At 56.3% G+C, this 23954-nt stretch carries 24 protein-coding genes; 12 read left to right on the forward strand and 12 right to left on the reverse strand.

All coding sequences use genetic code 11. The features are described from left to right. Nucleotides 1–33: 33 nt before the first annotated feature. From K0I31_RS18610 to K0I31_RS18620, 3 genes are read right to left on the reverse strand one after another with little or no spacing between them, the layout of a single operon-like run. Nucleotides 34–669, reverse strand: coding sequence for a class I SAM-dependent methyltransferase (locus K0I31_RS18610; protein ID WP_220079337.1), 636 nt, complete (start codon nt 667–669; stop codon nt 34–36). Nucleotides 670–680: 11 nt separating this feature from the next. After that, nucleotides 681–1028 (reverse strand): hypothetical protein, encoded by a 348-nt coding sequence (locus K0I31_RS18615; RefSeq protein WP_220079338.1) that lies wholly within the window; start codon nt 1026–1028, stop codon nt 681–683. After that, nucleotides 982–1281, reverse strand: coding sequence for a hypothetical protein (locus K0I31_RS18620; protein ID WP_220079339.1), 300 nt, complete (start codon nt 1279–1281; stop codon nt 982–984). The genes K0I31_RS18615 and K0I31_RS18620 overlap by 47 nt, the downstream gene beginning before the upstream one ends. A 15-nt stretch (nt 1282–1296) precedes the next feature. Between K0I31_RS18620 and K0I31_RS18625 the strand changes: the two genes are divergently transcribed. After that, a complete protein-coding gene (locus K0I31_RS18625) occupies nt 1297–3402 on the forward strand; it encodes a putative bifunctional diguanylate cyclase/phosphodiesterase (RefSeq protein WP_220079340.1) in 2106 nt (701 codons plus the stop codon). A gap of 188 nt (nt 3403–3590) precedes the next feature. On the opposite strand, the gene K0I31_RS18630 is transcribed toward K0I31_RS18625, so the two are convergent. Next, nucleotides 3591–4193 carry a tRNA-uridine aminocarboxypropyltransferase gene (locus K0I31_RS18630; protein WP_220079341.1) on the reverse strand — a complete coding sequence of 201 codons (603 nt, stop codon included), beginning with the start codon at nt 4191–4193 and terminating at the stop codon, nt 3591–3593. 224 nt (nt 4194–4417) lie between these two features. Here K0I31_RS18630 and K0I31_RS18635 point away from each other — a divergent pair, with 224 nt between their 5' ends. Then, nucleotides 4418–5371 carry a porin family protein gene (locus K0I31_RS18635; RefSeq protein ID WP_220079342.1) on the forward strand — a complete coding sequence of 318 codons (954 nt, stop codon included), beginning with the start codon at nt 4418–4420 and terminating at the stop codon, nt 5369–5371. A 79-nt stretch (nt 5372–5450) separates the two neighbouring features. Here the strand turns inward: K0I31_RS18635 and K0I31_RS18640 are convergent, their stop codons facing one another. Further along, nucleotides 5451–6653, reverse strand: coding sequence for a multidrug effflux MFS transporter (locus tag K0I31_RS18640; protein WP_220079343.1), 1203 nt, complete (start codon nt 6651–6653; stop codon nt 5451–5453). 111 nt (nt 6654–6764) lie between these two features. Here K0I31_RS18640 and K0I31_RS18645 point away from each other — a divergent pair, with 111 nt between their 5' ends. Together K0I31_RS18645 and K0I31_RS18650 are read left to right on the forward strand one after the other, a co-directional pair. Then, nucleotides 6765–7757 carry a LysR substrate-binding domain-containing protein gene (locus K0I31_RS18645; protein ID WP_011867383.1) on the forward strand — a complete coding sequence of 331 codons (993 nt, stop codon included), beginning with the start codon at nt 6765–6767 and terminating at the stop codon, nt 7755–7757. Nucleotides 7758–7898: 141 nt separating this feature from the next. Then, entirely contained in the window at nt 7899–8249 is a 351-nt protein-coding gene (locus K0I31_RS18650; RefSeq protein ID WP_220043608.1) for a hypothetical protein, read from the forward strand. On the opposite strand, the gene K0I31_RS18655 is transcribed toward K0I31_RS18650, so the two are convergent. From K0I31_RS18655 to K0I31_RS18665, 3 genes are all read right to left on the reverse strand, one after another. Further along, on the reverse strand, nt 8239–9522 hold the full coding sequence (locus K0I31_RS18655) for a hypothetical protein (RefSeq protein ID WP_258406531.1): 1284 nt from the start codon (nt 9520–9522) through the stop codon (nt 8239–8241). The genes K0I31_RS18650 and K0I31_RS18655 overlap by 11 nt on opposite strands. A gap of 76 nt (nt 9523–9598) precedes the next feature. Beyond that, nucleotides 9599–11017: a tetratricopeptide repeat protein gene (locus K0I31_RS18660; RefSeq protein WP_011867386.1), complete on the reverse strand. Its 1419-nt coding sequence runs from the start codon at nt 11015–11017 to the stop codon at nt 9599–9601. A 48-nt stretch (nt 11018–11065) separates the two neighbouring features. Then, entirely contained in the window at nt 11066–11779 is a 714-nt protein-coding gene (locus K0I31_RS18665; protein WP_041406790.1) for a hypothetical protein, read from the reverse strand. Nucleotides 11780–11944: 165 nt separating this feature from the next. Between K0I31_RS18665 and K0I31_RS18670 the strand changes: the two genes are divergently transcribed. Together K0I31_RS18670 and K0I31_RS18675 are read left to right on the forward strand one after the other, a co-directional pair. Beyond that, entirely contained in the window at nt 11945–12463 is a 519-nt protein-coding gene (locus tag K0I31_RS18670) for a DUF2780 domain-containing protein (RefSeq protein ID WP_011867388.1), read from the forward strand. A gap of 91 nt (nt 12464–12554) precedes the next feature. After that, nucleotides 12555–13007: a tellurite resistance TerB family protein gene (locus tag K0I31_RS18675; protein ID WP_011867389.1), complete on the forward strand. Its 453-nt coding sequence runs from the start codon at nt 12555–12557 to the stop codon at nt 13005–13007. An 85-nt stretch (nt 13008–13092) separates the two neighbouring features. Here K0I31_RS18675 and K0I31_RS18680 read toward each other — a convergent pair whose 3' ends face one another. Further along, complete coding sequence (locus K0I31_RS18680) at nt 13093–13812, reverse strand: class I SAM-dependent methyltransferase (RefSeq protein ID WP_258406532.1); 720 nt, start codon at nt 13810–13812, stop codon at nt 13093–13095. 264 nt (nt 13813–14076) lie between these two features. On the opposite strand from K0I31_RS18680, the gene K0I31_RS18685 reads away from it, so the two are divergent. Further along, the gene (locus K0I31_RS18685) at nt 14077–14697 is read left to right on the forward strand and encodes an energy transducer TonB (protein WP_220079345.1); all 621 of its coding nucleotides are present in this window, start codon (nt 14077–14079) and stop codon (nt 14695–14697) included. 66 nt (nt 14698–14763) lie between these two features. Here the strand turns inward: K0I31_RS18685 and yjeH are convergent, their stop codons facing one another. Continuing rightward, nucleotides 14764–16023 (reverse strand): L-methionine/branched-chain amino acid transporter, encoded by a 1260-nt coding sequence (gene yjeH / locus K0I31_RS18690; RefSeq protein ID WP_220079346.1) that lies wholly within the window; start codon nt 16021–16023, stop codon nt 14764–14766. Between the two features lie 169 nt (nt 16024–16192). On the opposite strand from yjeH, the gene K0I31_RS18695 reads away from it, so the two are divergent. The 5 genes from K0I31_RS18695 to menE all read left to right on the forward strand — a co-directional run bounded on the left by K0I31_RS18695 (nt 16193) and on the right by menE (nt 21790). Continuing rightward, nucleotides 16193–16621, forward strand: coding sequence for an Lrp/AsnC family transcriptional regulator (locus K0I31_RS18695; protein ID WP_011867392.1), 429 nt, complete (start codon nt 16193–16195; stop codon nt 16619–16621). Nucleotides 16622–16720: 99 nt separating this feature from the next. Next, a complete protein-coding gene (gene menD / locus K0I31_RS18700; RefSeq protein ID WP_220079347.1) occupies nt 16721–18424 on the forward strand; it encodes a 2-succinyl-5-enolpyruvyl-6-hydroxy-3-cyclohexene-1-carboxylic-acid synthase in 1704 nt (567 codons plus the stop codon). Beyond that, entirely contained in the window at nt 18424–19221 is a 798-nt protein-coding gene (gene menH / locus K0I31_RS18705; RefSeq protein WP_220079348.1) for a 2-succinyl-6-hydroxy-2,4-cyclohexadiene-1-carboxylate synthase, read from the forward strand. The genes menD and menH overlap by 1 nt, the downstream gene beginning before the upstream one ends. Further along, nucleotides 19218–20276 (forward strand): o-succinylbenzoate synthase, encoded by a 1059-nt coding sequence (gene menC, locus K0I31_RS18710; RefSeq protein ID WP_220079349.1) that lies wholly within the window; start codon nt 19218–19220, stop codon nt 20274–20276. Before menH ends, menC begins: the two co-directional genes overlap by 4 nt. A 77-nt stretch (nt 20277–20353) precedes the next feature. Next, on the forward strand, nt 20354–21790 hold the full coding sequence (gene menE / locus K0I31_RS18715) for an o-succinylbenzoate--CoA ligase (protein WP_220080902.1): 1437 nt from the start codon (nt 20354–20356) through the stop codon (nt 21788–21790). A 39-nt stretch (nt 21791–21829) separates the two neighbouring features. Here the strand turns inward: menE and rpoH are convergent, their stop codons facing one another. Further along, nucleotides 21830–22687, reverse strand: a complete 858-nt coding sequence (gene rpoH, locus K0I31_RS18720) for an RNA polymerase sigma factor RpoH (RefSeq protein ID WP_011867397.1) — start codon at nt 22685–22687, stop codon at nt 21830–21832. A gap of 294 nt (nt 22688–22981) precedes the next feature. Then, nucleotides 22982–23947: a permease-like cell division protein FtsX gene (gene ftsX, locus K0I31_RS18725; protein ID WP_220043619.1), complete on the reverse strand. Its 966-nt coding sequence runs from the start codon at nt 23945–23947 to the stop codon at nt 22982–22984. Nucleotides 23948–23954 lie beyond the last annotated feature (7 nt).

The raw sequence follows: 23954 nt of genomic DNA on the forward strand, positions 1-23954 counted from the left end.
TGTAAGGCCACGGCCAGAGGCTGAATCTGAGGCTTAGCATTTAGTAAAAAAGACCACATCCTTGTCTATCACCTCGAGCCGCCAGTTAAACGCTTTAGCGATCCACTCGAAGGTGGCCGTACTGTAGAAGCGGATATGGGTCTGATCCTGCTTGTAATGCCAGTTGGCGAAGGCGGCCTCATCCAGCACCCGCTTGGTCATGACTGCCAGACAGCTGCCCGGCTTCATCATGGCATCCAGCCTCTTCAGCAGGGCCGAGGCATCGGCCACATGCTCTATCACCTCTGTCATGGTAATAAAGTCATATTGCTGCTTTAGCAGCTGCTCGTCGGGAAAGTAGTAGAGATCATAGTTGTCCATGGCAATCCCCGCCTCGCCCGCCATCACGCTGATGGTCGGCCCCGGGCCACAGCCAAAATCCAGCCCGCTATGCTCGCTAGTCAATCGCTCACTCAGAGGTAACCAGGTGCGTCCCAGGAAGCGCCGATAGCCCTGATCCTTGCTGTCGTTTTGGTGATGGTCGTAAAACGCCTTCTCGTCTTCGGCGCTTAGGAGGTACTGGTCGGGGACGCTCACCAGCTGGCACTGATTACAGATCTCATATGCTCTGTGCTTATCGCGATGAAAGCACGCCAGGTTATCACTATGACAAAGGGGACAAAGACTCACAGGGTTTCCAATTAGCTTTGGGGTTTGGGGATTTTTCTTTCTTGAGCCGCGGCTTCGCGCGCCTCTTTTAAGTACTTAGACTCTCGACTCTCGCGCTCGTTAAACTGACGCTGCGCCTTCTCGCGCTGGTCTTCCTGCCATTCGCCCGATTGCTGACGTTCGAGCACGGCCTGCTCTCTCGCCTGGGTGGCGTTGGCCGCCTTTCTGGCCTTCTCAAGCTGCTCCGCCTCCGTCTGGCGGGCAATCTTACTGGCCTCCTCGGCCTTAGGGCTCATGCGCTTATGCTCCTTCGCCGCGAGACCGCAGCTCAGGCTAGCGAGCAACAGCAAGACGATACAAGAAATTGAGCGGGTCAACATGACAGTTATCCTTAACCAGATGAGGGTCTGTGGTGATTCTAGCACTATCGCGAGCGCAAAGCTGAAAAACCTCAGGCCCCGCTCCCTTTAGGGATTTGTTAACAAATGCCATAAAAATGACTGAAAAACCATACAAAAACTTATCCTTAGGTTTGAGTCTCTTATCGATTCGCGGTATTTTTAACCCAATTGGCACAGAGAAGAACAGCGCAGGCAAGATATAAAGCTGCTCTATGCCCCATTTGCGAGCCATCTCTTGGAGCACCCTATGGGCCCTTGGTTTACCTTATTGGCGCAGCTTCGCAGCGCACAGCCTGAGATTCAGCGGCAACTCGACAGTTGGCGCCAGGATGAGTGCGCTTACCTAGCCGTTCTCAAGGGACACGCCTTCATAGGGGCCAGTCAGGGCACGCTGGATTATTTCGACACCCAGCGCGACAGCTTCATCACGGCCACCCCCTACGACTTCTCCCCACGGATCCAGGCCAGCGGTATCAACAGCATAGAGGTGGCGCAGCAGCTAATCGAACGCGTCCATCAGGGCGAGGTGGTCAGCATCAACTGGCTGCACATGAGCCAGCTGGGGCGTGAGCTGCCCACCAAGGTCACCATGTTGCCGGCAGATCATGAGGGCAGCCAAGTGATCCTGGCGCGTTTCGACCCCGCCGATCGCAGGGCAAAACGGCGCGAGACGGTATCCAACGGATTCGATCGCCTGCCGGCACAGTTGGTCTCCAGCATATTGGAAGACAGCGCCGAAGCCGTCTACATCAGTAATCACCAGCATGAGATCATCGCGGTCAACAAGGCGATGTGCCGCATCTGCGGCTATAGCGCTGACCAACTGTTGAATAAGAGTCCGCTGGATCTACAGGGATTTTGCGAGGCCAGCCAAAGACAAACCGATTTCCTACAGAGCCTGGAAGATCGCGGCAGCTGGCAGGGCGAGACCCTGAAGACCCGCTCCGATGGCAGCCAGTTTCCCGCCTGGAAGAGCTGCCGCAAGCTACAGATAGACGGCGAGATCTTCTATGTCACCCTATTTAGCGACATCAGCGCCAAGAAGCGGCTGGAGTCGCGCCTGACCGAACAGGCCATGGTCGACACCCTGACCGGCCTGCCAAACCGCCACCAGCTCAAGCTGCATCTGGATCAGGTGCTGGCCGATGCCATGGAGGTAGGCGGTAAGCCGGGCGCCGTGATGTTTATGGACCTTAACGGCTTTAAGAATGTGAACGATTGCTTCGGCCACGCCACTGGCGACAAGGTACTGCAACTGGTCGCGGCGCGCCTCGAGGCCAGCTGCATCGATAATGCCCATATCGCCCGTCTCGGCGGCGACGAATTTACCTTGGTGCTGAGCGATTGCCAGGATAGCGAGGAGATAGAGGCCATCTCGCAGCAGCTGCTGGCGATATTCGACGCGCCCTTCGAGATCAACGGTCAGAAGTTCTTCCTGGGTACCAGCATAGGCATAGCCTGTTTCCCCGAACATAGCGACCAGGCCGCTCAGCTGCTCAGCTTTGCCGACACCGCCATGTATTGCGCCAAGAAGAGCCCTAACCATGTGCTCTTCTACGACAGCCAGATGCACAGGGATGCCCAATACAAGCTGAAGACCATCAACGACCTGCGCCATGCCTTTAGCCTGAACCAGTTCCAGCTGGCCTATCAGGTGATCGTCAACCTCGATGGCAGCCAGGTATTGGGAGTCGAGGCGCTGCTGCGCTGGCACAAGAGTGATACAGAGATAATCGAAGCCAGCGACTTCGTCCCCCTGCTGGAAGAAACCGGCCTGTTGATTAACATAGGCCAGTGGGTGCTCACCACTGCCTGTGAGCAGGTCGCCAAGTGGCGCAGCGAGATAGATAAACCACTTCAGGCCTGCGTGAATGTGTCGGCGACCCAACTGGAACATCCGGATTTTGTGAAGCAGGTAACCCATGCGCTCGAATCCAGCGGCCTGCCCGCCAACGGCCTGGTACTGGAGATCACCGAATCGGCCCTGCTGCGCCAGCCCAAGCGGGTAAAGGCCACCCTCAACCATCTCAAGGCACTAGGGGTGCGGATCGCCATCGACGACTTCGGCGCCGGGCTCTCTTCCCTCAGCAAGTTGGGCAGCCTACCCATAGACACGCTCAAGATAGATGCGGGCTTCGCCGAGCGACTCAACGATCCCCAGGGGCGCGAGCTCTGCCAGGCCATGATACAGCTGGCCCAAGCGCTTAAGATCCAATTTGTGGTGGAAGGGGTCGAGACGCTGGAGCAGAAACAGATACTGGCGGGGATGGGCCAAGGGTTCGCCCAGGGGTATTTTTATGGTTATCCGACGGCGGCGGAGCAGTTCACCAAGGCAAACTTCATCCTGCATTAAACCGATAACTGTGTCAGCGCCTCGAGGGCGATACTGCCTCCCTGCATGGACAGTAAACTGACACAGCTATCTGACCACTCTATCTTGAGTGACTCAGGCTATTAGACCTTAATTCGTTTCAGATTATCGTGATCTACCCCATAGGCTTTTCCGGCAACCTATAGCTGGTTCACAGTTTTATCACCAAGTTATTTGGGCCCGTATCTTTTCCTCACCGCCGCCGGCATGGCCGCCAGACGTTTCTCCACTAGGGCCGCCAAGGCGTCATGAAGTGGCGACACATCGCAGCCTGGCTCTAGCGTCTCTATGGCCAGCGCCGCCGCCTCCAGGGTCGACAGGCTATCATCCCGTTTAGCCTTACGTATGGTGTACTTGGAGGGGGCGTCGAGATCCAGGTGTACCCCAGTAAACTCAAGCAGCCAAGGATTTAGCTGCAACAACTTGTAGGCCTTACGCCAGGTGCCGTCGAGCAGCAATAAGATTGCATCATGGTGCTGCACCGACGCCTCCAATGGCTGGCTGGTTTCGCTGGGGTAGAGCAGACACACAGGCCTGCTTTGCGCTGCGAGATAGGCCCTCAGGTCGGCAAAATCCTCCGGCATCTCCCCCACCACCAGCCGCAACTGCTCCCCCATCACAGCCTGCATCAGCTTGACGCTGTTCTTGGCATGAGACACCTCGCTGGGGTGCTGCAACACGATCACCTCGACGCGGGTAGATAACGGACGAATGCTGTCGCACAGACAGGCATTAACCGGGTATTGGCATTGGGGGCAAACGGGACGGCTCACAAGATCCTCGATAGCGATGGCTGAGTGCTATATCTAACCGAGCTGACGCACTGCGCAACCCGGCCACTTAAAACTCACGCATAAAAATCAAACCTTTACACAACAATCAATTAACAAATATAATCCAGCGCTGGGCAATGGCTCGTCTTAAAGCAAGATTATAACGGGCAGCTGAGTGTTATCACAGCATGGACGCTGCCAATATAACTACAAGGAAGAAGAACATGAAAAAACAGCTACTCACACTCCCACTCCTCCTAGGGTTAACGACACAGGCGTATGCCGGTGAAGCCGTTAATACCTTTCAGCACGAAGCCAATGTGAGCTTCGGCACCGATACAGATCACTTCGAAGACGGTGTCTGGAACCTTGACTACCGCTTCTATTTTAAACCTGTAGAGAAGAACAATGCCCCCCATGCACTGGCGGGATTCCTTGCGCAATCCTCCTATCTAGGCGGTATGTATGCTCAGGAAAACGCCTATGACAATACGGTTCGCTACACAGTGGATGGTCGATATGTGATGGACTCCAAATGGTTTATCGGCGCCAATTATCTCTATCTCGATGTGGCTCAAGACGATTTGATTGCATCGGTTATAGATGAAGATCAAACCGGTTATGGCATCAACTTCGGCTACTATTTTAACGACAGCTCCGAAGTCGCCATCTATTACCAGTATCAAGGTAACTCAGATTCTTGGAGCCTGAGCACAGAGGAAGTCGTTAATTACGATCTAGACAATAGTCTCTATGGCGCTCATATCCGTACCTACTTCCCGCTGCAATCGACCACAGGCTTAGATCTAAAGGCCCAGATCGAATATGGCAAACTAGAAAGCAGCAGTGTCATACCTTCCCAATCGATAGAGAGCCGCTATGAAAATGACACTACTCACGTGAGCCTGAGCGCCGACTGGTATGTCACCCCGGCCTGGTCCGTTGGCGCCGGTTATAGCTGGTTCAATAGCGATGCAAAAGCCCAGTGGCCAACCCTAGAGAATTCCGTTGACACATACAGCTATGATGACAGCATCAATCTGTTTAGCCTGTCGACGAAATATTGGTGGCAAATCTCCAACAACTTCGCCGCTAACTTCGCCGGGATTAAGCGATTTTCCGATGAAGATTTAGCAGATGAGTTCCTTATCGGTATTGGGGTAAACGCCCGCTTCTAACGTCAGCCCCAAAAAAAGCCTGCATTGAGGTCACTAATGCAGGCTAAAAGGGTGTTGCTAATGGATTAGGTTGCGCCTATCAATGGGCGTGACGCTCCTGGTGCCAAGAGTCTAGTCGACTCATGTTCATGGCAACCAGCAGTAGGCTCGCCAGGCCACCCATGACGACGACTACGGCGTAGGGGGCGGTCAGCGAGGTCTGCTGTACCAGACCCGCCAGAATCGAGGCGCCGCTCATCTGAATGAAGCCAAGCATGGCGGTGGCCGTACCGGCACGCTCGCCAAAGCCCGCCAGGGCCATGCTGGTCGCCGGACCAAGCAGCAGGGCGAAACCGATACACAAGAGCATCATAGGCAGCATGAAGCCGAAGGCGGCCGCGAGTCCGGTCTGTGGGCCAGCCCACTGCACCGCAAGCTGCAGCAGCGCCGAGACCAACATGGCGCTCAGGGCAACGATAACGGTCGGGCGGTTCCCCAGCTTCTGAATCACCACAGGCGCGGCGAAACAGGCACCAATATTCACCAGGGCATTGAGACCGAACAGGCCGCTAAAGGTCAGCTCGGACACGCCTATGGTCTCGATAAGCCACACGGGCGAGTAGGAGACATAGGCAAGAATCGCCGCCATACCCGCCATACAGGCGAAGGCATAAAACATAAAGTGCGGGTCCATCAGCACAGGCTTATAACGTGACCAGCGATAGAGCGGCCCTTCGGTAACTGTGTTGGCCGGACGTGTCTCGGGCAGGCGATAGCCGACGAGAATCATGATGATGATGGCGTACAGCGTCATAAACACGAAGGTAGAACGCCAGCCAAACTGCAGCGCCAGCAGACCACCTAGGGTCGGTGCAAGTGCCGGGATCACACAGATCACACCGTTAAGATAGCTGTAGTAGCGGGCGCCCTCTTTAGGAGTGAAACAGTCTCTGACGGCACTAAATACCACGATAGAGGTCGAGCAGGCCGCTAAGCCCTGCAGCACGCGAGCCAGTTGCAGCCAATGAAAGTCCATCGCCACCGCGGCCAACAGACTGCTGGCGATATAGAGCAGCAGGCCTCCCAGCGCTATGGGGCGACGCCCGAAGCGATCCGCCAGCGGACCGATCAGCACCTGACCGACCCCCATGGCAAACAGAAACAGCACCAGCGTCGACTGCACCTGACTGGCCGACACGGAAAATTCGGCCGCCATCACGGGCATTGAGGGCAGATAGATATCTATGGCTAGGGGGCTCAAGACCACCATAGACATGAGTATGGGTAACAGGTTCCGACGCATATTTCTCTAATTTTATGTAGGGGTAAGGGTAATGAGGCTTATTTTAGACCAGCCAAGTTATGAACAGAAATGGTATAATTTCAAAAGCTAATTTCCTGTAAGGAATATCTAATGAATCTCGACAACCTAGCGCGTATCGATCTCAACCTCTTGGTCATGTTACAGGTGCTACTGGAGGAGCGCAGCGTGACCCGCGCCGCCAGCCGTCTGCATCTGAGTCAATCGGCCCTGAGCAAGAGCCTCAACCGGCTGCGCGATACCCTGGGAGATCCCCTGTTTATCCGCACCGCCCACGGCCTCAAGCCCACAGCCCACGCTGCCTTGCTGGGCCAGCAGCTGCCGGACATGTTGCAGGGACTCTACCAGCTGACTCAACCGCCTAGCTTCAATCCTGCCAGCAGCAGGCGTCAGTTCTCCTTCGCCATGGTAGAGAGTGCCTATGAAACGCTGATCCCCTACTTCATCGGCCCTTTGCTCAACAACGCCCCCAATCTCAGGCTGGACTCCTACCTGTGGACGGAGAAGTCTCTCTCCTCTTTGCAGAAGGGCCAGATAGATTTTGGCATCACGGGCAGAGACATCAACCCACAGTCGGATCTCATCATCGACAGGCTGCCGGAAGGGATCGCCCACCAGACACTGTTTACCGATCATCAGGTCTGCCTGGTGCGCCAAGGCCACCCCATGCTGCCGGCCATTCGTAATCATCAGTGGGATCTCGACATCTATCTGGAGATGTCCCATGTGCAGGTGCGCTGCGAGGGCAATGAGTGGTGGGCGCTGGACTATTTTCTGGCGAAATCGGGACAGAGACGTCACCTGAGCACCACGGTGCCCGACTTCTATGGCGCCGCCAGCGTCTGCGCCCATAGCGATCTTATCTTTACCCTACCCTCTAGCTTCGCCGCCCACGCCCGCAAGCTCTACGCACTGGAGGAGCTGCCACTGCCGTTCGACTTCCACTCCCTGGCCTATGTACTGCTGTGGCACGAACGCAACGATGACGAACCCGGGCATAAGTGGATCCGCGAGACCATCTGCAAGCGTGTCGCCCAGGCGGTCAACCAGCCCGAAGATGCGTTATCGGCATCCGGTTCAGCTTAGGTTAACCTTATGGCGGTTAAGATAAGTTTCTGCCACCACCGAGACATTTGGTAACAGTTTACGAAGAAGATTAAACGAATTTAACGTGATCTCGTGGGGCGAATATGGGCACAATCGAGCCATCGCCATGAAGGAGAAACTATGATTTATCATCAATTTCAACAGACGCCTTTCCAGCATAGGTTCTCGGGCACTAAAGGCTGGATGGCCTTCGCTATCGGTTTAGTTGTGATGACATTGGTCTTGCTAGCGCTTCCCTTTGTCATTCTTGTCGGCGCCTTAAGCTTCATCATCCTGAGCCTGTTTGGCCGGGTCTTTCTTAAGCGCCAGCTGGCCAAGTTCCGCCAGCAGGGGAATGCCGCCTTCGGCGGACAGACTCAAGGTTTTGACCAAAAGGGGTTTTCGTCGCGGCCGTTTGAGACCGCTTCGCCCTTTGGCAAAGCCCAATCCCCACGTCAGGGTCGCACCTTCGAGCACGACCCTAACGAATAATCCCACTCGCCGCCCTTGGCCTTGCTAGCAGGGTGGCAAACACTTCCCAGGCCTGTGCGTTATCACGGGCCTGATTTGTAACATACTCCCCGACGCTCGCCTCGCCATGGTGATAGTTGAGCACATAGCTCCGATTAGCCTGATAGAAGCGCACCCGCTGCGCCGCCTTCTCAGGCGTGTAGAGGGCAAATTCCACCAGTAACTGCGCCGCCTCCTCGCGAGTTATTTCGCCGTCGATCAATTGCCTGCACACCAGCGTATCCAGATTAGCCAGGGCTTTGTAGGCTTCCATCACCTCATGATAATGCTGCAGATTGCCCTCTATGCCCGCCATGGGCATCAATACCCGCTGCTCGAAATCGATTCTCTCTTCCTTAGTCATCAGCAGCGATAGGCCATAGTTGGCGCTGCCCTCGGAGAGAAACGAGATGGGACTATAGAGGGGGTAGATTGCATATTCCCACCAGCCAAGCCCCTTCACCAGTTCACGTTCCTGCAGCAGGTTAAACACGTGATGGCCCGGATAGCCCTCGTGACTGGCCAACTCCAGGGCGCGCTCAAGGTGCAGAGGATGGTCTTGATTGAGCTGGATCAGGCTGGCGTAATTCCCCTGATACCAGTTATAGGCGGTCCAGATCTGATCTTTGACGAACTCGACCCTGAACTGCTCCCCTTCTGGCAGGGCAAGATGACGCTTTGTCAGCAACCTCGCCTGCTCCACCGCGGCGGTAAACACCTGAGGCACTCTGTCGGCCGGCACGATAAACTGGCTTCGATAGGCGTCAAACCGCTTAGTCAGACTCCCCTCTCCGGGCAGCAGGCTATCGATTCGTGCGAGCACCTCACTGAAGTCACTCAGATTCAGTTTGGGCGCCTGGGTATCGTAGAGTAGCCGCGACTCGACATCGAAACTAAACTCCTGACCCATCAGGCGCTTCAGGTAAGCCGCCACAGCGCCGAGTTGCTTACTCAGGAAGCCATGACGATCCCTAAGGAACTGACAGGACAGGTCCTTACCGGCATTGGCCAGCTGATTCACCAGTGAAGCGCAGCGCGAAGCCAGCTCTGGAAGGGGCAGCATTGAGGCTTCGGCCTGCCACTGGGCGGGACCGTAATAGGCATCCACATAGAGGGGCTCATGATGGCCTATGGCCAACACCAGCTTAACGTATTCTGCGGCGTGTTGGTTGAGAGTGTCGTTGTGCTCGGCGCACTGCGTCAAACAAGGTGTCTGCTGGCAGAGATGGCAGCGAATAGGTTGGATTTGTGACAAGGCGACTCCACACCGGCTGAGAACAGAGGCGCACATTTAGCCACAAATGGATATTGTATGCAATGATTGTTAGCTATTAGGCGGGATCGCTCAGCAGCTCCCGTGCGCGCTGCAGGGCTCTCTGCTCCTCGGCGTCTTGGGTGACACTCAGGACCTTATCGATCTGCAGAGACAGCGACTCCCACAGTGGGGCTATCACCTCACGTTCGCGTTCATTGCCACGCTGGCGCGCCATCCTCAGCAGCGCCGCCGAGCCCACCACGTCGATGCGTCCCAATATGCCGTCGGCCAGGGCGATGCTCAGCTCTATCATGGCCGGCACGCTGTGGCCATATTTCACCGCCTCTCTCAGGTAGCGCTCCGCCAGAGAGAAGTCATTGCCCAGGGCATTCTCGTTGTTGAGCATCTGCTGGGCACAGTGCAGCATGGCATCGAGTTGTCCCTGCTCGGCGGCCTCGGCCATCCACTGCTCGCTGGCCAGGGGATCGGCCTCACAGCCCTCGCCCCGCGCCAACATGAGCGCCAGGTGATACTGGGCATGGGGGAATCCGGCCTGAGCGGCACTGGAGATATAGTGAAACGCCTGGGCATAGTTGGCCTGCTGATAGTAGAGCACGCCGAGGTTAGCCATGGCTTCCGACTGCTCGCGATCCGCCGCCGCCTGCAGGTAACGATAGGCTAGCTGAGTATCTATGCTGATCTGCTCACTACCGACCAAATAGAAATAGCCCAGCAGGGCCATGGCATTCACTACCCCGGCCTTGGCCGCGGCTATGATGGCACTCTCGCCCGCCGCCACGTCCGCCTTGCCAGCATAGCCGTGCAGCAGGCTGACGCCGTGTTCATATTTCGCCTCGGGCAGATGGGGCGCCGCTAGGGCAAACCAGTGGGCCGCCTGCTTGAAGTTGGCCTCGCTCTGAGGGTCAAGCTCTTGCTCCGCCTCGTCATGCAGGGCTTGCTCCTGCTCCTTCTGCATCAGGGCGCGGGTCTTGAGCGACATGCCCACCAGATACTGCGCCTGAGGATCGTTTTCCATCACGGCACGATAACAGAGATCCCGCCCGGCGAAGGCATCGAAAGGCTCGAAGCGATACTCGGGGGCAGGCTCATTGCAGAGCAGCGGATAGAGATCTTCCACCAGCTTGACCAGACGTTCGATAGCCTTCTCGGCCAGCTGCTCGAGCGCCTCGGCGGTGAGGTGATATTTCTCGGGATGGGCCCCACGGTTGCCGTCGCTGCGCAGCCTGTGCAAGGCGCGGGTCAGACGCACGTTGATCACCCGCTGACGGTTGAGCAGTTCGATTCGGTCGTAGAGGTTGGGGCTGTCGAAGACCAGCTGCTGGGAGGCCGCCAGCTTATCGGTCAATCTATGGGTGAAGCTACGCACGTGCAGCAGTGCCTGGGTCGGCACGTCACGCACATAGCTCTTGGCCACACGGTAGTCTTCACCCAGGTCGTGCGAAAATTGGCTAACCAGTTCGATATCGCTGAGCAAGGTGAGGACTCCGTCTGTGCTGTATTTAAAAGGCGCTGCTCTTTAGGATCACACCTGCTCGTCTATGCTGGGACGCGACACCATGTAGAGGCGGAACAGGGCTACGTTGACGAACAGGCCGAAGAAGGCCACCAACACCTCGACCACTAACACCAGCGGGAAGCCTACGGATTGTGCCAGGCTAGACAGGGTGCCGCCGATAAGCGACAGCGGAATATAGAGCATGAGTACCAGCAGGGTCTTAAAGGCGATAGGGCCACTAAACTTGAAGCTACCCTTGATCGCTTCCAGCGGCGTCAGACGCTCGACCACCACCATGAAGTTCACATAGGCCAGGCGAGCGAACACATAGATGCTGATCACCAGACCCACCAGCCAGATAGGACCAAAGGCGGCAAACAGCATCACAGGAGCCAGAATAGCCAGGCCAGAGAAGACACCGGCCAGCAGCAGCGGCGGCACGAAACTCAGGCTGGTCTTGAGCAGTATGCCGGTCGACGGCTCATGCCCATGGGATCTCACCTCCATAAACAGCGTCAGGGCGGCGATAAGCAGTGAAAAGACCAACAAGAGCACCATCATAGCGATCATGTGGGGCACGCCAAACTGGGGATTCTCCAGATCTGCGCTATTGATCTCCATGCCTAACCACATCTGAATCCCCACCTGTAGGAATAAGATAGGCACGGTAAGTGCGGCTAACTGGCGGATATGGTTACGAAAGAAGTTATAAGCTTCGGTCAAAATCGCTGATAATGACATGTGACTTTCCATTAGATAGATATAAACCAACTTGTGAGTGCGACAGGATACCGAAATTTCGCCGCCAATGCACAACACATGTCTAAAAATAGATACAAACTTGTTGCCAGGCTAGGCTAGAATAGGTCGCCTATCTAGCACTTAATCACCATGGGATGGCGATTCATGAAATTATCCACTATCAGCGCGGTTATCTTAGGCTCATTACTGCTCAGCAGCCCGGCATCGGCCGGCTGGTTTGACGACCTCACCAAGAAAGAAGAGGCGCCTCAGGTCGCCACCCAGACTCAAAACAACGATCTCGTTGGCACTGTGATGTCTCAGCTCGGTCTCAACCAGACCCAGGCGGAAGGTGGACTGGGTAGCCTGCTATCGCTGGCGAAGACGACCCTCGGCGGCGACAGCTTCGGCCCTATCGCCGAGGCGATTCCTGGCATAGATGGCCTGCTCTCGGCGGCGCCGCAGCTCGACAGCGACTCTGGCATGTCGGGCCTACTCTCTAAGGCGGGCGATCTCGGCAGCTCGCTACAGGGTGGCGCCCAGGTTTATGATTCTTTTGAGAAGCTTGGCATCTCCAAGGAACTGGCTAAGCCTATGGTCGATATCGTTAAGGGGTACCTCGACGCCAACGCCGGCGCCGGTACCACAGATCTGCTGATGCAGGGGCTGGGCGCTCTGCTCTAAAGCCTCGATGAAACAGAGTTCATCTATACAAGATGAACTCTGTCCTTTCCTGGGACTCTAACTTCTACCCAAGTCTTGAAAGGTATGCGCGATGATCGCCAAGCTAAAGCAATTTCTCACCGCCCAGACACATGCAGAATCTCCCGAGGAGAAGGCCAAACACTTGCAGTTGGCCGCCGCCTGTCTGCTGCTGGAAGTGGTCTACGCCGATCAGACCTTAGATGATCAGGAAGCCGCGCTGCTGCCTGAGCTGCTGACCTCGGCGCTATCGCTGAGCATGCAGGAGGCTCAGGCGCTAATTGCCGAGGCCAGGCAGGTGCAGGGCAACGCCACCTCACTGTTTGAATTTACCAAAGAGATCAACGACCAGTGCACGCTGGAGCAGAAACAGCAGCTGATCCTCGCCATGTGGACCCTAGCCTACGCCGATGGCAACCTGTGCCGCTATGAAGATCAGATCATCCGCCGCACCGCCGAACTCCTCTACCTCAAGCACAGCGAACTGATTCAACTGAGAAACGCAGCCATCAACAAGACGCGCTAGGAGTGCCGACTCGCAATCTCAGCACCCAGCTTTCAAACTCGCTCTCAAACTCGCTCTCAAAAGCTAAGGCTTCACAACTAAGGCTTCACAACTTAGGCTTCACAAACTTAAGCACGTATCTGCTGGTCTTGCCGCGCACCGCCTCATCGAAGGCCGACAGCGTCAGCTTATCCTCAGGGTTTTCTAGCACAGCCAGGCTCCCTTGCAGCTTAAATCCGGCCGCCTCCATGGCGTCCACCACATGACGCTTGGCCAGGCGGTGCAGCTCATGAGCCGTGTCGGTGTCACTTTCCGGTGCCGCGTCGTGATCGATTATCGCCACGATACCGCCGGGTTTCAGGCTGGTAAACATCTGCTGCAATAGCCTTTCCCTGTCGATGGCCGGCCAACCTGGTTCGTGATAATAGGTGTCGTGGAAGCCCAGAATGAAGAAGATGCGGTCAAAGCTCGCCGCGGGTAGTTGCAGCTCGTCGGCTTCGCTGATAATCACTTCGGCATTGGGCAGACGTTCTTGATAGTGACGCTCGGCCAGATCTTCCTTGGCAAAGGGCAGATAGGCCTGATTATTGTGTACCAATACACTGCCCTGCTCCCCCACCACACGGGCCAGCAGCTCGCTGTAATAGCCACCACCGGAGAAGAGATCGAGCACTCTCTGCCCAGGCGCCACCTCGAAGAAGTTCAAGATGGCTTCTGGATGGCGGCTGCCATCGCGCGCCTTGTCGCGGGGCAATCTGTCTTGACTGTCGACGGCCGCCCGTATCGCCGACGCGTCCTCTGCATAACTAAAATTGATGCCGCTCAAGATCAAGCCTCCCAATAGCGATAACACAACAAAATTAAAAGCCTTCACACCTAACCCCCAGTTCATCTGTTTCGCCCTAGGATAAATGCCAAATGTAAATTATTGGTTATGCAAATGTAATTAAAAATATCTTAATTAGACCCGGAATTGATTTTTTATTAGCCAAGTCTAAAAAAGGGTGATAACCCTATAAGTTCGTTATTTACATTTGCTTACAAATAGGCGGCATAACTTGTAGCAAAGATAATAAGGTAAGGATGCTTTATGAAAGAAACTGCACTGTTCAAACGTACCTTTATCGCCATCTTAGGTGGCGTGATCACCCTGTCTCTGTTCGCTTTCATGGCCAAACTCATCGATAACGAACGGCCCACTCAAACATACGCCATTGCAACTCCCGACCTAAACCTCTCCTTCGAGCCCAAACCGCCTGAAGAGAAGCAGCGCGATACCATCATAGAACCTCAACAAGAGCCGCTTCAGCCCCCCAGACGGGTCGAAAGCTTCGAAGAGAGTGAAACCAGCGAAACTGGAGTACTCCCGGGTGTCATCGAGATGCCTAAGGTCGTCAATACCACCCAAGACTCACGTGTGGTAAACGACACGAGCGATGCCCTGCCTATCATTCAGGTATCGCCTCAGTATCCCGTATCGGCTGCTCAGGAAGGAAAGGAGGGCTATGTGCTGCTGGAGTTTGATATCTCAGCCAGTGGAGCGGTCGAGAACATCAAGGTAATTCAGGCCAGACCTAAGCGCATCTTCGACCGCGCGGCCATCAATGCGTTAAAGAAGTGGAAATACAAACCTAAGATGGAAGAGGGCCGGGTCACCCCACAAACTAAGCAGCAGGTACGACTCGACTTCAAGTTAGATCAACAGATCTGATGGGGTTCACTATCGACAAGGAGGCGGCTTAGGCTGCCTCCTTGCTCATTAAACCTTCCGCTTGGCCTAACCCGCCCGACAGGTCTGCTTACGCACCAGGTGAGTCTTCTGCCACCAGAGTAGCGGGGCAAGCACAGACACCAGCATCAGGGCATAGAGCATGTTAGCGCCCAGCGCCACTGCCATGGCGAGACAGAAGGCCACACCCATGATCACCAGAGGCAGATAGCGCTTACTCAGCAGCCTGGCCGCCGCCAGCATGGAAACCAGATAGATGAGCACAAACACCCCATTGGTCCAGGCGATCAGATGTTCCAGCTCCTGGCCTAGCAGATAGGTCAGGCAGATAACCGTGGCCATGGTGATCAGCACGGCCACCAGCGCCCGCACCGGCACCCTGTGTTGATTGAGCTTGTCGAAATAACGGGGTAGCACGCCTTCGCGGCTGAAACTCCAGATCAGCCTGGCCACACTGGCGGTATAAACGTTAACCGTGGAGAGCCCGCCGGCGATCCCCAGAATTCCTATCACCTGAGCACCATAACCACCAAGCAGATGATCGAAGGCGGTCACCATGGCGAGCCCTTCCCCCTTAGGCACAAACAGCAAGAGTAAGGTGCAGGTAACATAGACCAGGCCCACCAAGATGGTGCCTATGATCATCGCCGGCAGCATATCTTTATCCGGTCGCTTGAAGTCGTTGGCCAAATGAGTCATCGCCTCGATACCGAGAAAACTCCAGAAGGCGATACCGGCCGCCGCCATCACCAGTCCCATATCGCTTCCCGCCTTGGGCGCTGCCAGCTCGAGATCGCCAAGCTTAGCACCACCGGCGCCGAACAGGATCACCACCACGGAGACGATGGCCAGGGTCAGGGCAAACTGCAACTTGGCCGATACCTGTATTCCCTTGAGGTTAAGCGCGAGCAGGAGCAGCAACAGCGCCAGCTCGGTCATCAACTGCTGCCAACCCACCAAGGGCACCAGGGCATTGATAAACTGGAAGGTCATCAAGATAGCGGCGGGTGTGCCTATGGGCACCACTAGGAGGAAGATGAGTCCGGTCGTGCGCCCGGCGGTGCGGCCGAAGGCCTTCTCGACAAAGTAGGCTGGGCCGGCGGCATGGGGAAATACCCCCGCCAGACGAGCAAATACCAGAGTCACAGGGATGATCGCCAGGGTGAGTAATATCCAGGCTAGCAGGGCACCACTGCCCGCGGTAGCAATCGTCATCTCCGGCAGGATAAATACGCCTGTACCAAGCAAAGTGGTGGCCATCAGACCGGCACCTTGCCAGCGACCAATAGTACCGTGATTATGTTCCATCTTAGGTTCTGTTAGGGTTATCTATGGGGATAGTATAGACTTAGCGGGTCAAACAATCTGTCAAAGATTTCCGCCGAAACTCAAATTAGGGCCGACACTTTGACGGAATTTTATCAATTTGCCGACACTTTGTCGGTTATATGCTTGGTCAGATACCAGAGAGGACAGTTTGGACAAGTTTGATAAGGCCATCATCAACGCCCTGAGACAAGACGCCAGACAGAGTGTGTCCAGCATAGCCGAGACCGTCAGCCTGTCGCGCAGCGCGGTTTCCGAACGGATCAAGAAGCTGGAACAGACGGGGATTATCCGCGGTTATCAGGTGCTGCTCAGCGAATCTCAGAAAGAGGGCGTCTCCGCCTACTTCGAGATCCAACACCGCTGTCCCCGCTGCGCCGATGTGGTGCATGTGTTCCAGTCTATCCCCGAGGTGATCACCTGTCGCGGCATCACGGGCGACATGGATCTCCTGGTCTATGTACAGGCCGACTCCATGCGCAGGCTTCACGAGATCCGCGAATATATCGACGCTCAGACCGACATCATCAAGCTCAAGACCCATGTGGTGATGAGCGAATGGATCGACAATCGCGGTTAGTCACAGGACGGAACATGGGTAACAGTTTAGGCCTGTGGTTTCCTTTACTATATGCTTAACGATAGACTATCGTTTAACTCTTTCATTGGTTAAACCATTATGCAGATTGAAAAAACCGCCGAATTGAACCTTCTTTGGGGCTCGCTAATCCTCGAAGAGCTGGCACGCCTTGGAGTGCAACATGTCTGCATGGCGCCCGGCTCTCGCTCGACCCCACTCACCCTGGCGGCGGCCAAACAGACCAAGCTCAAGCAACATCTTCATTTCGATGAGCGTGGCCTGGGCTTTCTCGCCCTGGGACTGGCCAAGGCCAGCCGCGCCCCGGTCGCCATCATCACAACTTCGGGCACGGCAGTTGCCAACCTCTATCCGGCCATAGTCGAGGCCTGGCTGACCCAGGTACCGCTAATCGTCTTGTCCGGCGATCGCCCGCCAGAGCTGCTGGGCTGCGGCGCAAATCAGGCGATAGTGCAGCCGGCGATTTTTGCCGACTATGCCAAACAGGTCAATCTGCCGACACCGGATATGGCGATACCGCCCCAGGCGCTGCTCACCCTGCTGGATGAGTCGGTCGCCAACGCCAAGGGGCCGATACACGTCAACTGCATGTACCGAGAGCCCCTCTATCCGGGCTCCATGAGCGCCGATTTCACCCACTACCTGAGCCCGTTAGGCAATTGGCAACATAGTGCCCAGCCCTATAACCAGTTTGCCGACGCCCAGCTTCTCAGCACACCGACGCCAGACGCCCTGGCGCGCTTCGTTCATGGCAAGGGCGTGATCATCGCGGGCACCCTGGCGCCCGAGCAGCAACCCGAGCAGCTTATCGAACTGGCGCAGAAGCTCGGCTGGCCGCTGCTGACCGACGCCCAGTCTCAGATGAGACAACATGGCGCGGCAATCGGCAACATAGATCAACTCCTGCTGCAACCTAAGGCCAAGGCGCTGCTGCAGGAAGCCGATACAGTACTGGTGTTCGGCGGACGCCTGCTGTCGAAACGTCTGATTAGCTATCTTAGCGAGCAGAAATGGAAGCGTTACTGGCAGGTGCTGCCCCAGCAGACCCGGCTCGATCCTAGCCATAGCGCCAAGCAGGTGTGGATAAGCCCACTTGCCGCCTTTGCTCAGCTGCCCTGGCCAAGATCCTCCGAGGCCAACTGGGCACTGCAACTGATAGAGGTCAACGAGCAGCTGGCCACCCTGTTCCAGCAACAGATTGACGACGCCGAATTTGGCGAGGCCCAGGTAGTGCGCACCATCGCCGGGCGCGGTGAGCAGCAGCTGTTTATCGGTAATAGCCTGCCGGTACGCCTCTACGACATGTACGCCCCCATCACACCCATCGCGCCTCGCGTCTTTACCAACCGCGGTGCCTCGGGCATCGACGGCCTGCTGGCCACCGCCTGCGGGATAGCGGCCCACAAGGCCAGTCCGACCACGCTTGTCATCGGCGATCTGTCACAGCTGCACGATCTCAACTCCCTGGCGCTGGCGGCGAAACAACAGGGCACCCTAGTAATCGTCATACTCAACAACGACGGCGGCAACATCTTCAACCTGCTGCCCGTGCCCGACGAGAAGCTGCGCAGCGGATATTATCGTCTGGCCCACGGTCTGGAGTTTGGCTATGGCGCGGCCATGTTCGGCCTGCCCTATAATCGCGTCGAGGATATCGTGAGTTTCAACGAGGCCTACGACGACGCCCTAGCCTACCCGGGTGCCTCTGTCATCGAGGTCTGTGTGGCGCAAGATCAAGCCAGCGAACAGATCGCTCGCCTCGCCGCCTGGATCAAGCAAAGCTGATGCTGGCCTACCGATGCGATGGCGACAGCCAAAGACCCATCTTAGTCTTATTGCATGGGCTGCTGGGGGATAAAGATGACTGGCAGGCCATACTGCCTCGGCTCAGTCGCCATTTTTGCTGTATCGCCCTGGATCTGCCCGGTCATGGCGCCAGCCAGGCGCTAGAAGGCAATCCAGACTCGTCAGGCTTTCAGCGGGTCGTGACCCATATTCTCTCGACCCTGGACGAGCTAAAGATAAACCGCTTTCATCTGCTGGGTTACTCACTCGGTGGCCGCATCGCCCTGCATTTGGCCCAGCATCTTGCAAAACGGTCCCCCGAGCGTCTGCTCAGTCTACATCTGGAATCTTGTCACCCTGGGCTTAGCAATGACGAAGAAAGAGCCCAGAGGCTGGAGCAGGACAGGCGCTGGCAGCAGAAGTTACTGTCGCTACCCATCACAGATTTTCTCGCCCTCTGGTACCAACAAGGTGTGTTTGCCTCCCTAAGCGACGCGCAGCGACAGAGACTCACCCAGAAGCGGGCCCATAATAGTCCCGAGGCGCTGGCCAGCATCTACCTGCCCACCTCTCTGGGGCAGCAGGCGGAACTGGCGCACTTGCCCAGTGAGCTGACGATCCCCTGGCACTACTATGTCGGCCTGCAGGACGATAAGTTTCTCGCCCTGGCGAGCGCCTGGCAGGCGAGACAGGGAATATCCCTCACCAAGCTGCCGGGAGCCGGACACAACGTGCATCTGGCGCAGCCAGAGGCCTTCTGCGATGCCCTCATCGCTAATCTCAGGATACAAGCATGATACTCAGCCAACTCAGCCTCTATCGCTATCAGATCCCCTTGGACAAGCTGCTGCCTGTCGGCAAACAGCGTATCGATAACCGTCAGGGGCTGGTCCTCAGGGCCAGCGCGGTAAACGAGCAGGGCGAATCTGTCACCAATGAGGTAGAGATTGCCCCCCTGAGCGGCCAGGATGTGGACGAACAGCCCCTCAAAGGCTTTAGCCAAGAGTCGCTGAGCCAAGTGATCGACCAGCTCATGCCCCTGCTGGATGAGCTGATAAACCAACAGGTCGACGAGCTGGCAAGACTCGCCCAGGAGACACAACTTCCCTCCCTGGCATTTGGTCTGTCGCTGCTTCACGCCAGACTCTCGGGCCGATTGCCTGCCGCCCGGCGAGGCGCGCAAACCATCCCTCTCATCTATCAAGCCCAGGATGAATCGCCCCAGGCGCTGGATGTCCGCATAGATGCCTTAGAAAGCTCGACTCCTGCGGTAAAGGTCAAGGTGGGACAGACCTCCATGGAGCAAGAGGTCGCCATGATCCACCGTATCCTGGCCCGTCGCCCAGACCTCAAGCTGAGGCTGGACGCCAACCGCTGCTTCAGCCTGGAAGCGGCGATCGACTTTCTCGCCTGTCTGCCATTGGAGGCGATCGAATATATCGAGGAGCCTTGTGAAAACCCGGGCGATAACACTGCCCTGTATCAGGCCTTAGGCGTGGGATTTGCCTTGGATGAGAGCCTGAGTAGCCCAGACTACCGATTTACCATGGCGCCGGGGCTCAGCGCCCTCATCGTCAAGCCGATGATCTTAGGCTCGCTGGCGGATCTTCAGGCCCTGACCCAGGAGGCCCACGAGGCAGGCGTACGGGTCATCCTCAGCGCCAGCCTGGAAGCCAGCCTGGGCATCAATGCACTAAGGGATCTCAGCGAGGCCCTGACCCCGGATGAGGTGCCAGGATTGGATACCCTAAGAGCCTTTAGCGCCGATCTGCTGGTATCTACGGGTAAGAATCGCTGCCTGACGCTGGAAAACCTGATCTGCCTGAAAAAAATCTCGCGGGAGGCGGTGTGAAACACGGCAAGGAAATTGGCCACGAAACTAGCCAGGACATTGGTCAAGAAAGCATAGACACCTCGCCGCTGCACCTGATGGCGGCCAAGGCGCCCGAGCAAGTCGCCCTGCATCATTGGCATGATGGTGGCTATCGCGCCATCGACTATGCTCAACTCTCCCAAAGGGTGCGGCAGTGCGCGCGCCAGCTGCATGATCTGGGCGTAACGTCAGGCGACAAGCTGGCCTGCGTCGACCAAAACTCTCTGGCGCTGGTGATCCTCTACTGGGCCTGCATCGATCTCGGCGCCATCTTCTGCCCGTTAAACCCAAGGTTTCCCAAGGCGCAGATCACTGCGATAGCCGAGCGCTACGGTTTTAACCATTTCTGGGCTGGCGAGACTTATCGAGAAATACTGCCGGAGCCAGGCCTGACGCTCAGCTTAGACGCTAATACCTTTAAACCTGAATCACTATATGAGAGCAGCAGGGAAAGTCAGCAAGACTCACAGCCCCAAATAGACACGGCGCGGCCCTGCAACATCATACTCACCTCGGGCAGCAGCGGCATGCCCAAGGCTGCCGTGCACTGCCTCAATAATCATATCGCCAGCGCCCTGGGCTCGACCCAGAAAATCCCCCTTAATCGCGGGGACAACTGGCTGCTCTCCCTGCCACTGTTTCACATCGGTGGCCTGGCCATAGTCAATCGCTGCGCCTTGGCCGGCGCGGCCCTGACCCTGCCAGCCCTTGGTCTGTCGTTGGCAAAGCAGCTCAACGCCATTCCCCTGACTCACCTCTCTCTGGTGGCCACTCAGCTGGTGAGATTGCTTAACGACGCCCCCGAGAGTCTTAAGGGCCTCAAGGCACTGCTGCTCGGTGGCGGCGCCATAGATGAGCAGCTGATTAAACGCCTGACGCCGCTGGGCATTCCCGCCTTTACCAGTTACGGCATGACAGAGATGAGCTCGCAGATCACCACTGCAAGAGCCAATGTCCAGGGCAGTTGCGGGTTTGCCTTGCCCGGACGCGAGCTGAAAATTGTCGATGAGGTGATCTTTGTGCGCGGCGAGACACTGCTTCTCGGTTATCTGGCCGATAAGCCGCCCCATGAGATAAGCAGACCGCTGGATGACGATGGCTGGTTCTGCACCCAAGATCGCGGCAGGTTAACGCCTGAAGGCGAGCTGCTCATTCTGGGACGCACGGACAACATGTTTATCTGCGGTGGTGAGAACATCCAACCCGAGGAGATAGAGGCGCTGCTAAGAAGCTATCCCGGCATCGAAGAGGCATTGGTGTTTGGCGTAGCCGATGAGGAGTTTGGCCTGCTGCCGGCGGCCATCATCAAGGGGAAAGTCGCGTCGCCTGAAATGCTCGAAGCGTTCCTCTGCCAGTATATCGCCCGCTTTAAACGCCCAAGGCGCTATTTCCCCTGGCCCGAGGTTGAACAGACGGGGCTCAAGTTGCCCCGCAAGCTCGTGATACAGGCGGTGGCAGAGCACCATGGATTAGTTACAAAAAAACCTGCTTGATAGCAGGTTTTTTCATTCTTTGTTATTCACCTTAGGGCGTTACATTTCCATGCGGCCCTTGAGCTTGTTCATGGCGTTCTTCTCAAGCTGCCTGATACGCTCGGCAGAAACTTGATAAGTGGCCGCCAGCTCTTGCAGCGTGGTCTTCTCTTCGTCTAACCAACGCGCCTGTAGAATATGCTGGCTACGCTCATCAAGAGTCTTGATGGCCGCCAGAAGACGGGTTTGGTTATCAGCTTCGAAGTTGTCATTCTCGACCTGAGAGGCGATATCAGACGAATGATCCTCAAGGTAATGCACTGGGGCATAGTCCTGATCGTCATCGTTGTCGCTGGCCAGATCGAAGGCTGGATCCTGCGCCGCCATGCGTGATTCCATCTCGGTCACGTCGCTCTTCGAGACGCCCAGGTTTTCGGCAACCATGGTCACTTCTTCATCACTGAACCAGCCAAGACGTTTCTTAGCCTTACGCAGATTGAAGAACAGCTTACGCTGCGCCTTGGTGGTCGCGACCTTAACGATACGCCAGTTTTTCAGCACGTATTCGTGGATCTCGGCTTTAATCCAATGCACGGCAAACGAGACAAGACGTACACCCACATCGGGATCAAAGCGTTTTACCGCCTTCATCAGACCAATGTTACCTTCCTGGATCAGATCCGCCTGTGGCAGACCATAACCCGCGTAACCTTTGGCGACATGAATAACGAAACGAAGATGAGACATAATCAACTGCTTCGCAGCCTGAATGTCACCGGTCTCCTGCAGACGTTTCGCCAGCTCATACTCCTCATTCGCCTCCAACATAGGAATGTTGTGCGCAGAATGGATATAAGCCTCTAAGCTACTGCTGCTTTGAGGTACCATTAGTGCCATTGATTGCGTTTGATTTGTCATTAACGCTCCTAACTTCTTATCTAGCTTAAATTTAACGCTTTGTGTGCTCAGCACCGCCTGAAAGCGGCATTCCGTGGGAGTATAAAGAAAGGGGATTACGCCCAGGGACAAGCTGATGAACTATTAACTATCTGACAGTCTATGTCAACACTCGAAGCTGAACAGGGTTTAATTTCACCCGATTCTATAGACATTGCAAGTGAAAATTAGTTCATAAATTCCCGGGAGTCCAACGTCCAGGCCAGCCTATTTCTGCGGCGATAGATGCCAGGCTGACCCCGTGTGGCACAGCTCCTAGGAAGGCTCGATCGCCCTCAGGTGTTGACGCACCGACAGGTAGGAACCTAACCAGCCGAGGAAGGAGGCCAAGAGTATCAACTCGCCCAGCTCGATCAGGGTCAGCGACTGCATCTCCAGCGTGCTGCCATAGAGGCCAAGCAGGCTCGCCAGGGCGCCGTCCAGATACCAGACCAACAGATTGATGATCACCCAGGCCAGTACGCCGCCGATCACCCCAAACCAGATCCCGGTATAGAGGAAGGGACGTTGAATAAAGGCCTCTGTGGCGCCCACCAGCTTCATCACCTCTATCTCGGTGCGGCGATTCATGATGGCCAGACGTATGGTGTTACCTATCACCAGCACCACGGCCAACACCAGCAGGGCGGCGATGGCCATCACCGTGCGCTCCAGCAGCCTCACCACGGCCTGCAGACGCTCCAGCCACTCGATATCCAGGCGACCAAAGCTTACCTCAGGTTCGAGCTCCAGCTTCTTTAGCAGCTCGCGGGCGCCATTAGGGCTGGCGTGCTTGATGCTCGGGGTTACCGTGATCACCGCAGGTAACGGATTCTCATCCAGATAAGCCAAGGCCTCGCCGAAGCCCGACAGGCGCTGAAACTCCTCCAGGGCCTTGTCGCGGTCGATATAGCTAACGGCGCTCACCTCAGGGTAGGCACTGATACGGCTGATGAGGCTCTGTATGCTGCGCTCGCTGCGCCCCTCGTCGATAAACAAGGAGATCTCGGCGGCGCTGTTCCAGGACTGAGTAATGGTCTCGGCATTCTTCACCAACACCTGCAGGGCCGCTGGCAGGCTAAGGCTTACCCCCAGTACGGCCATGGTCATCAGCGAGGAGACGGGATTGCGCCACAACTCCCCCATGCTGCCCATGGCATGTTGAATGTGACGGATGAAAAACATCACGATACGACCGCTGATAGGCAGCTTACTGCGCACCAATTGAGGTTGCTGACTCATCTGACTC

Source organism: Shewanella spartinae (assembly GCF_019457555.1).
GTDB classification, from domain to species: domain Bacteria; phylum Pseudomonadota; class Gammaproteobacteria; order Enterobacterales; family Shewanellaceae; genus Shewanella; species Shewanella loihica.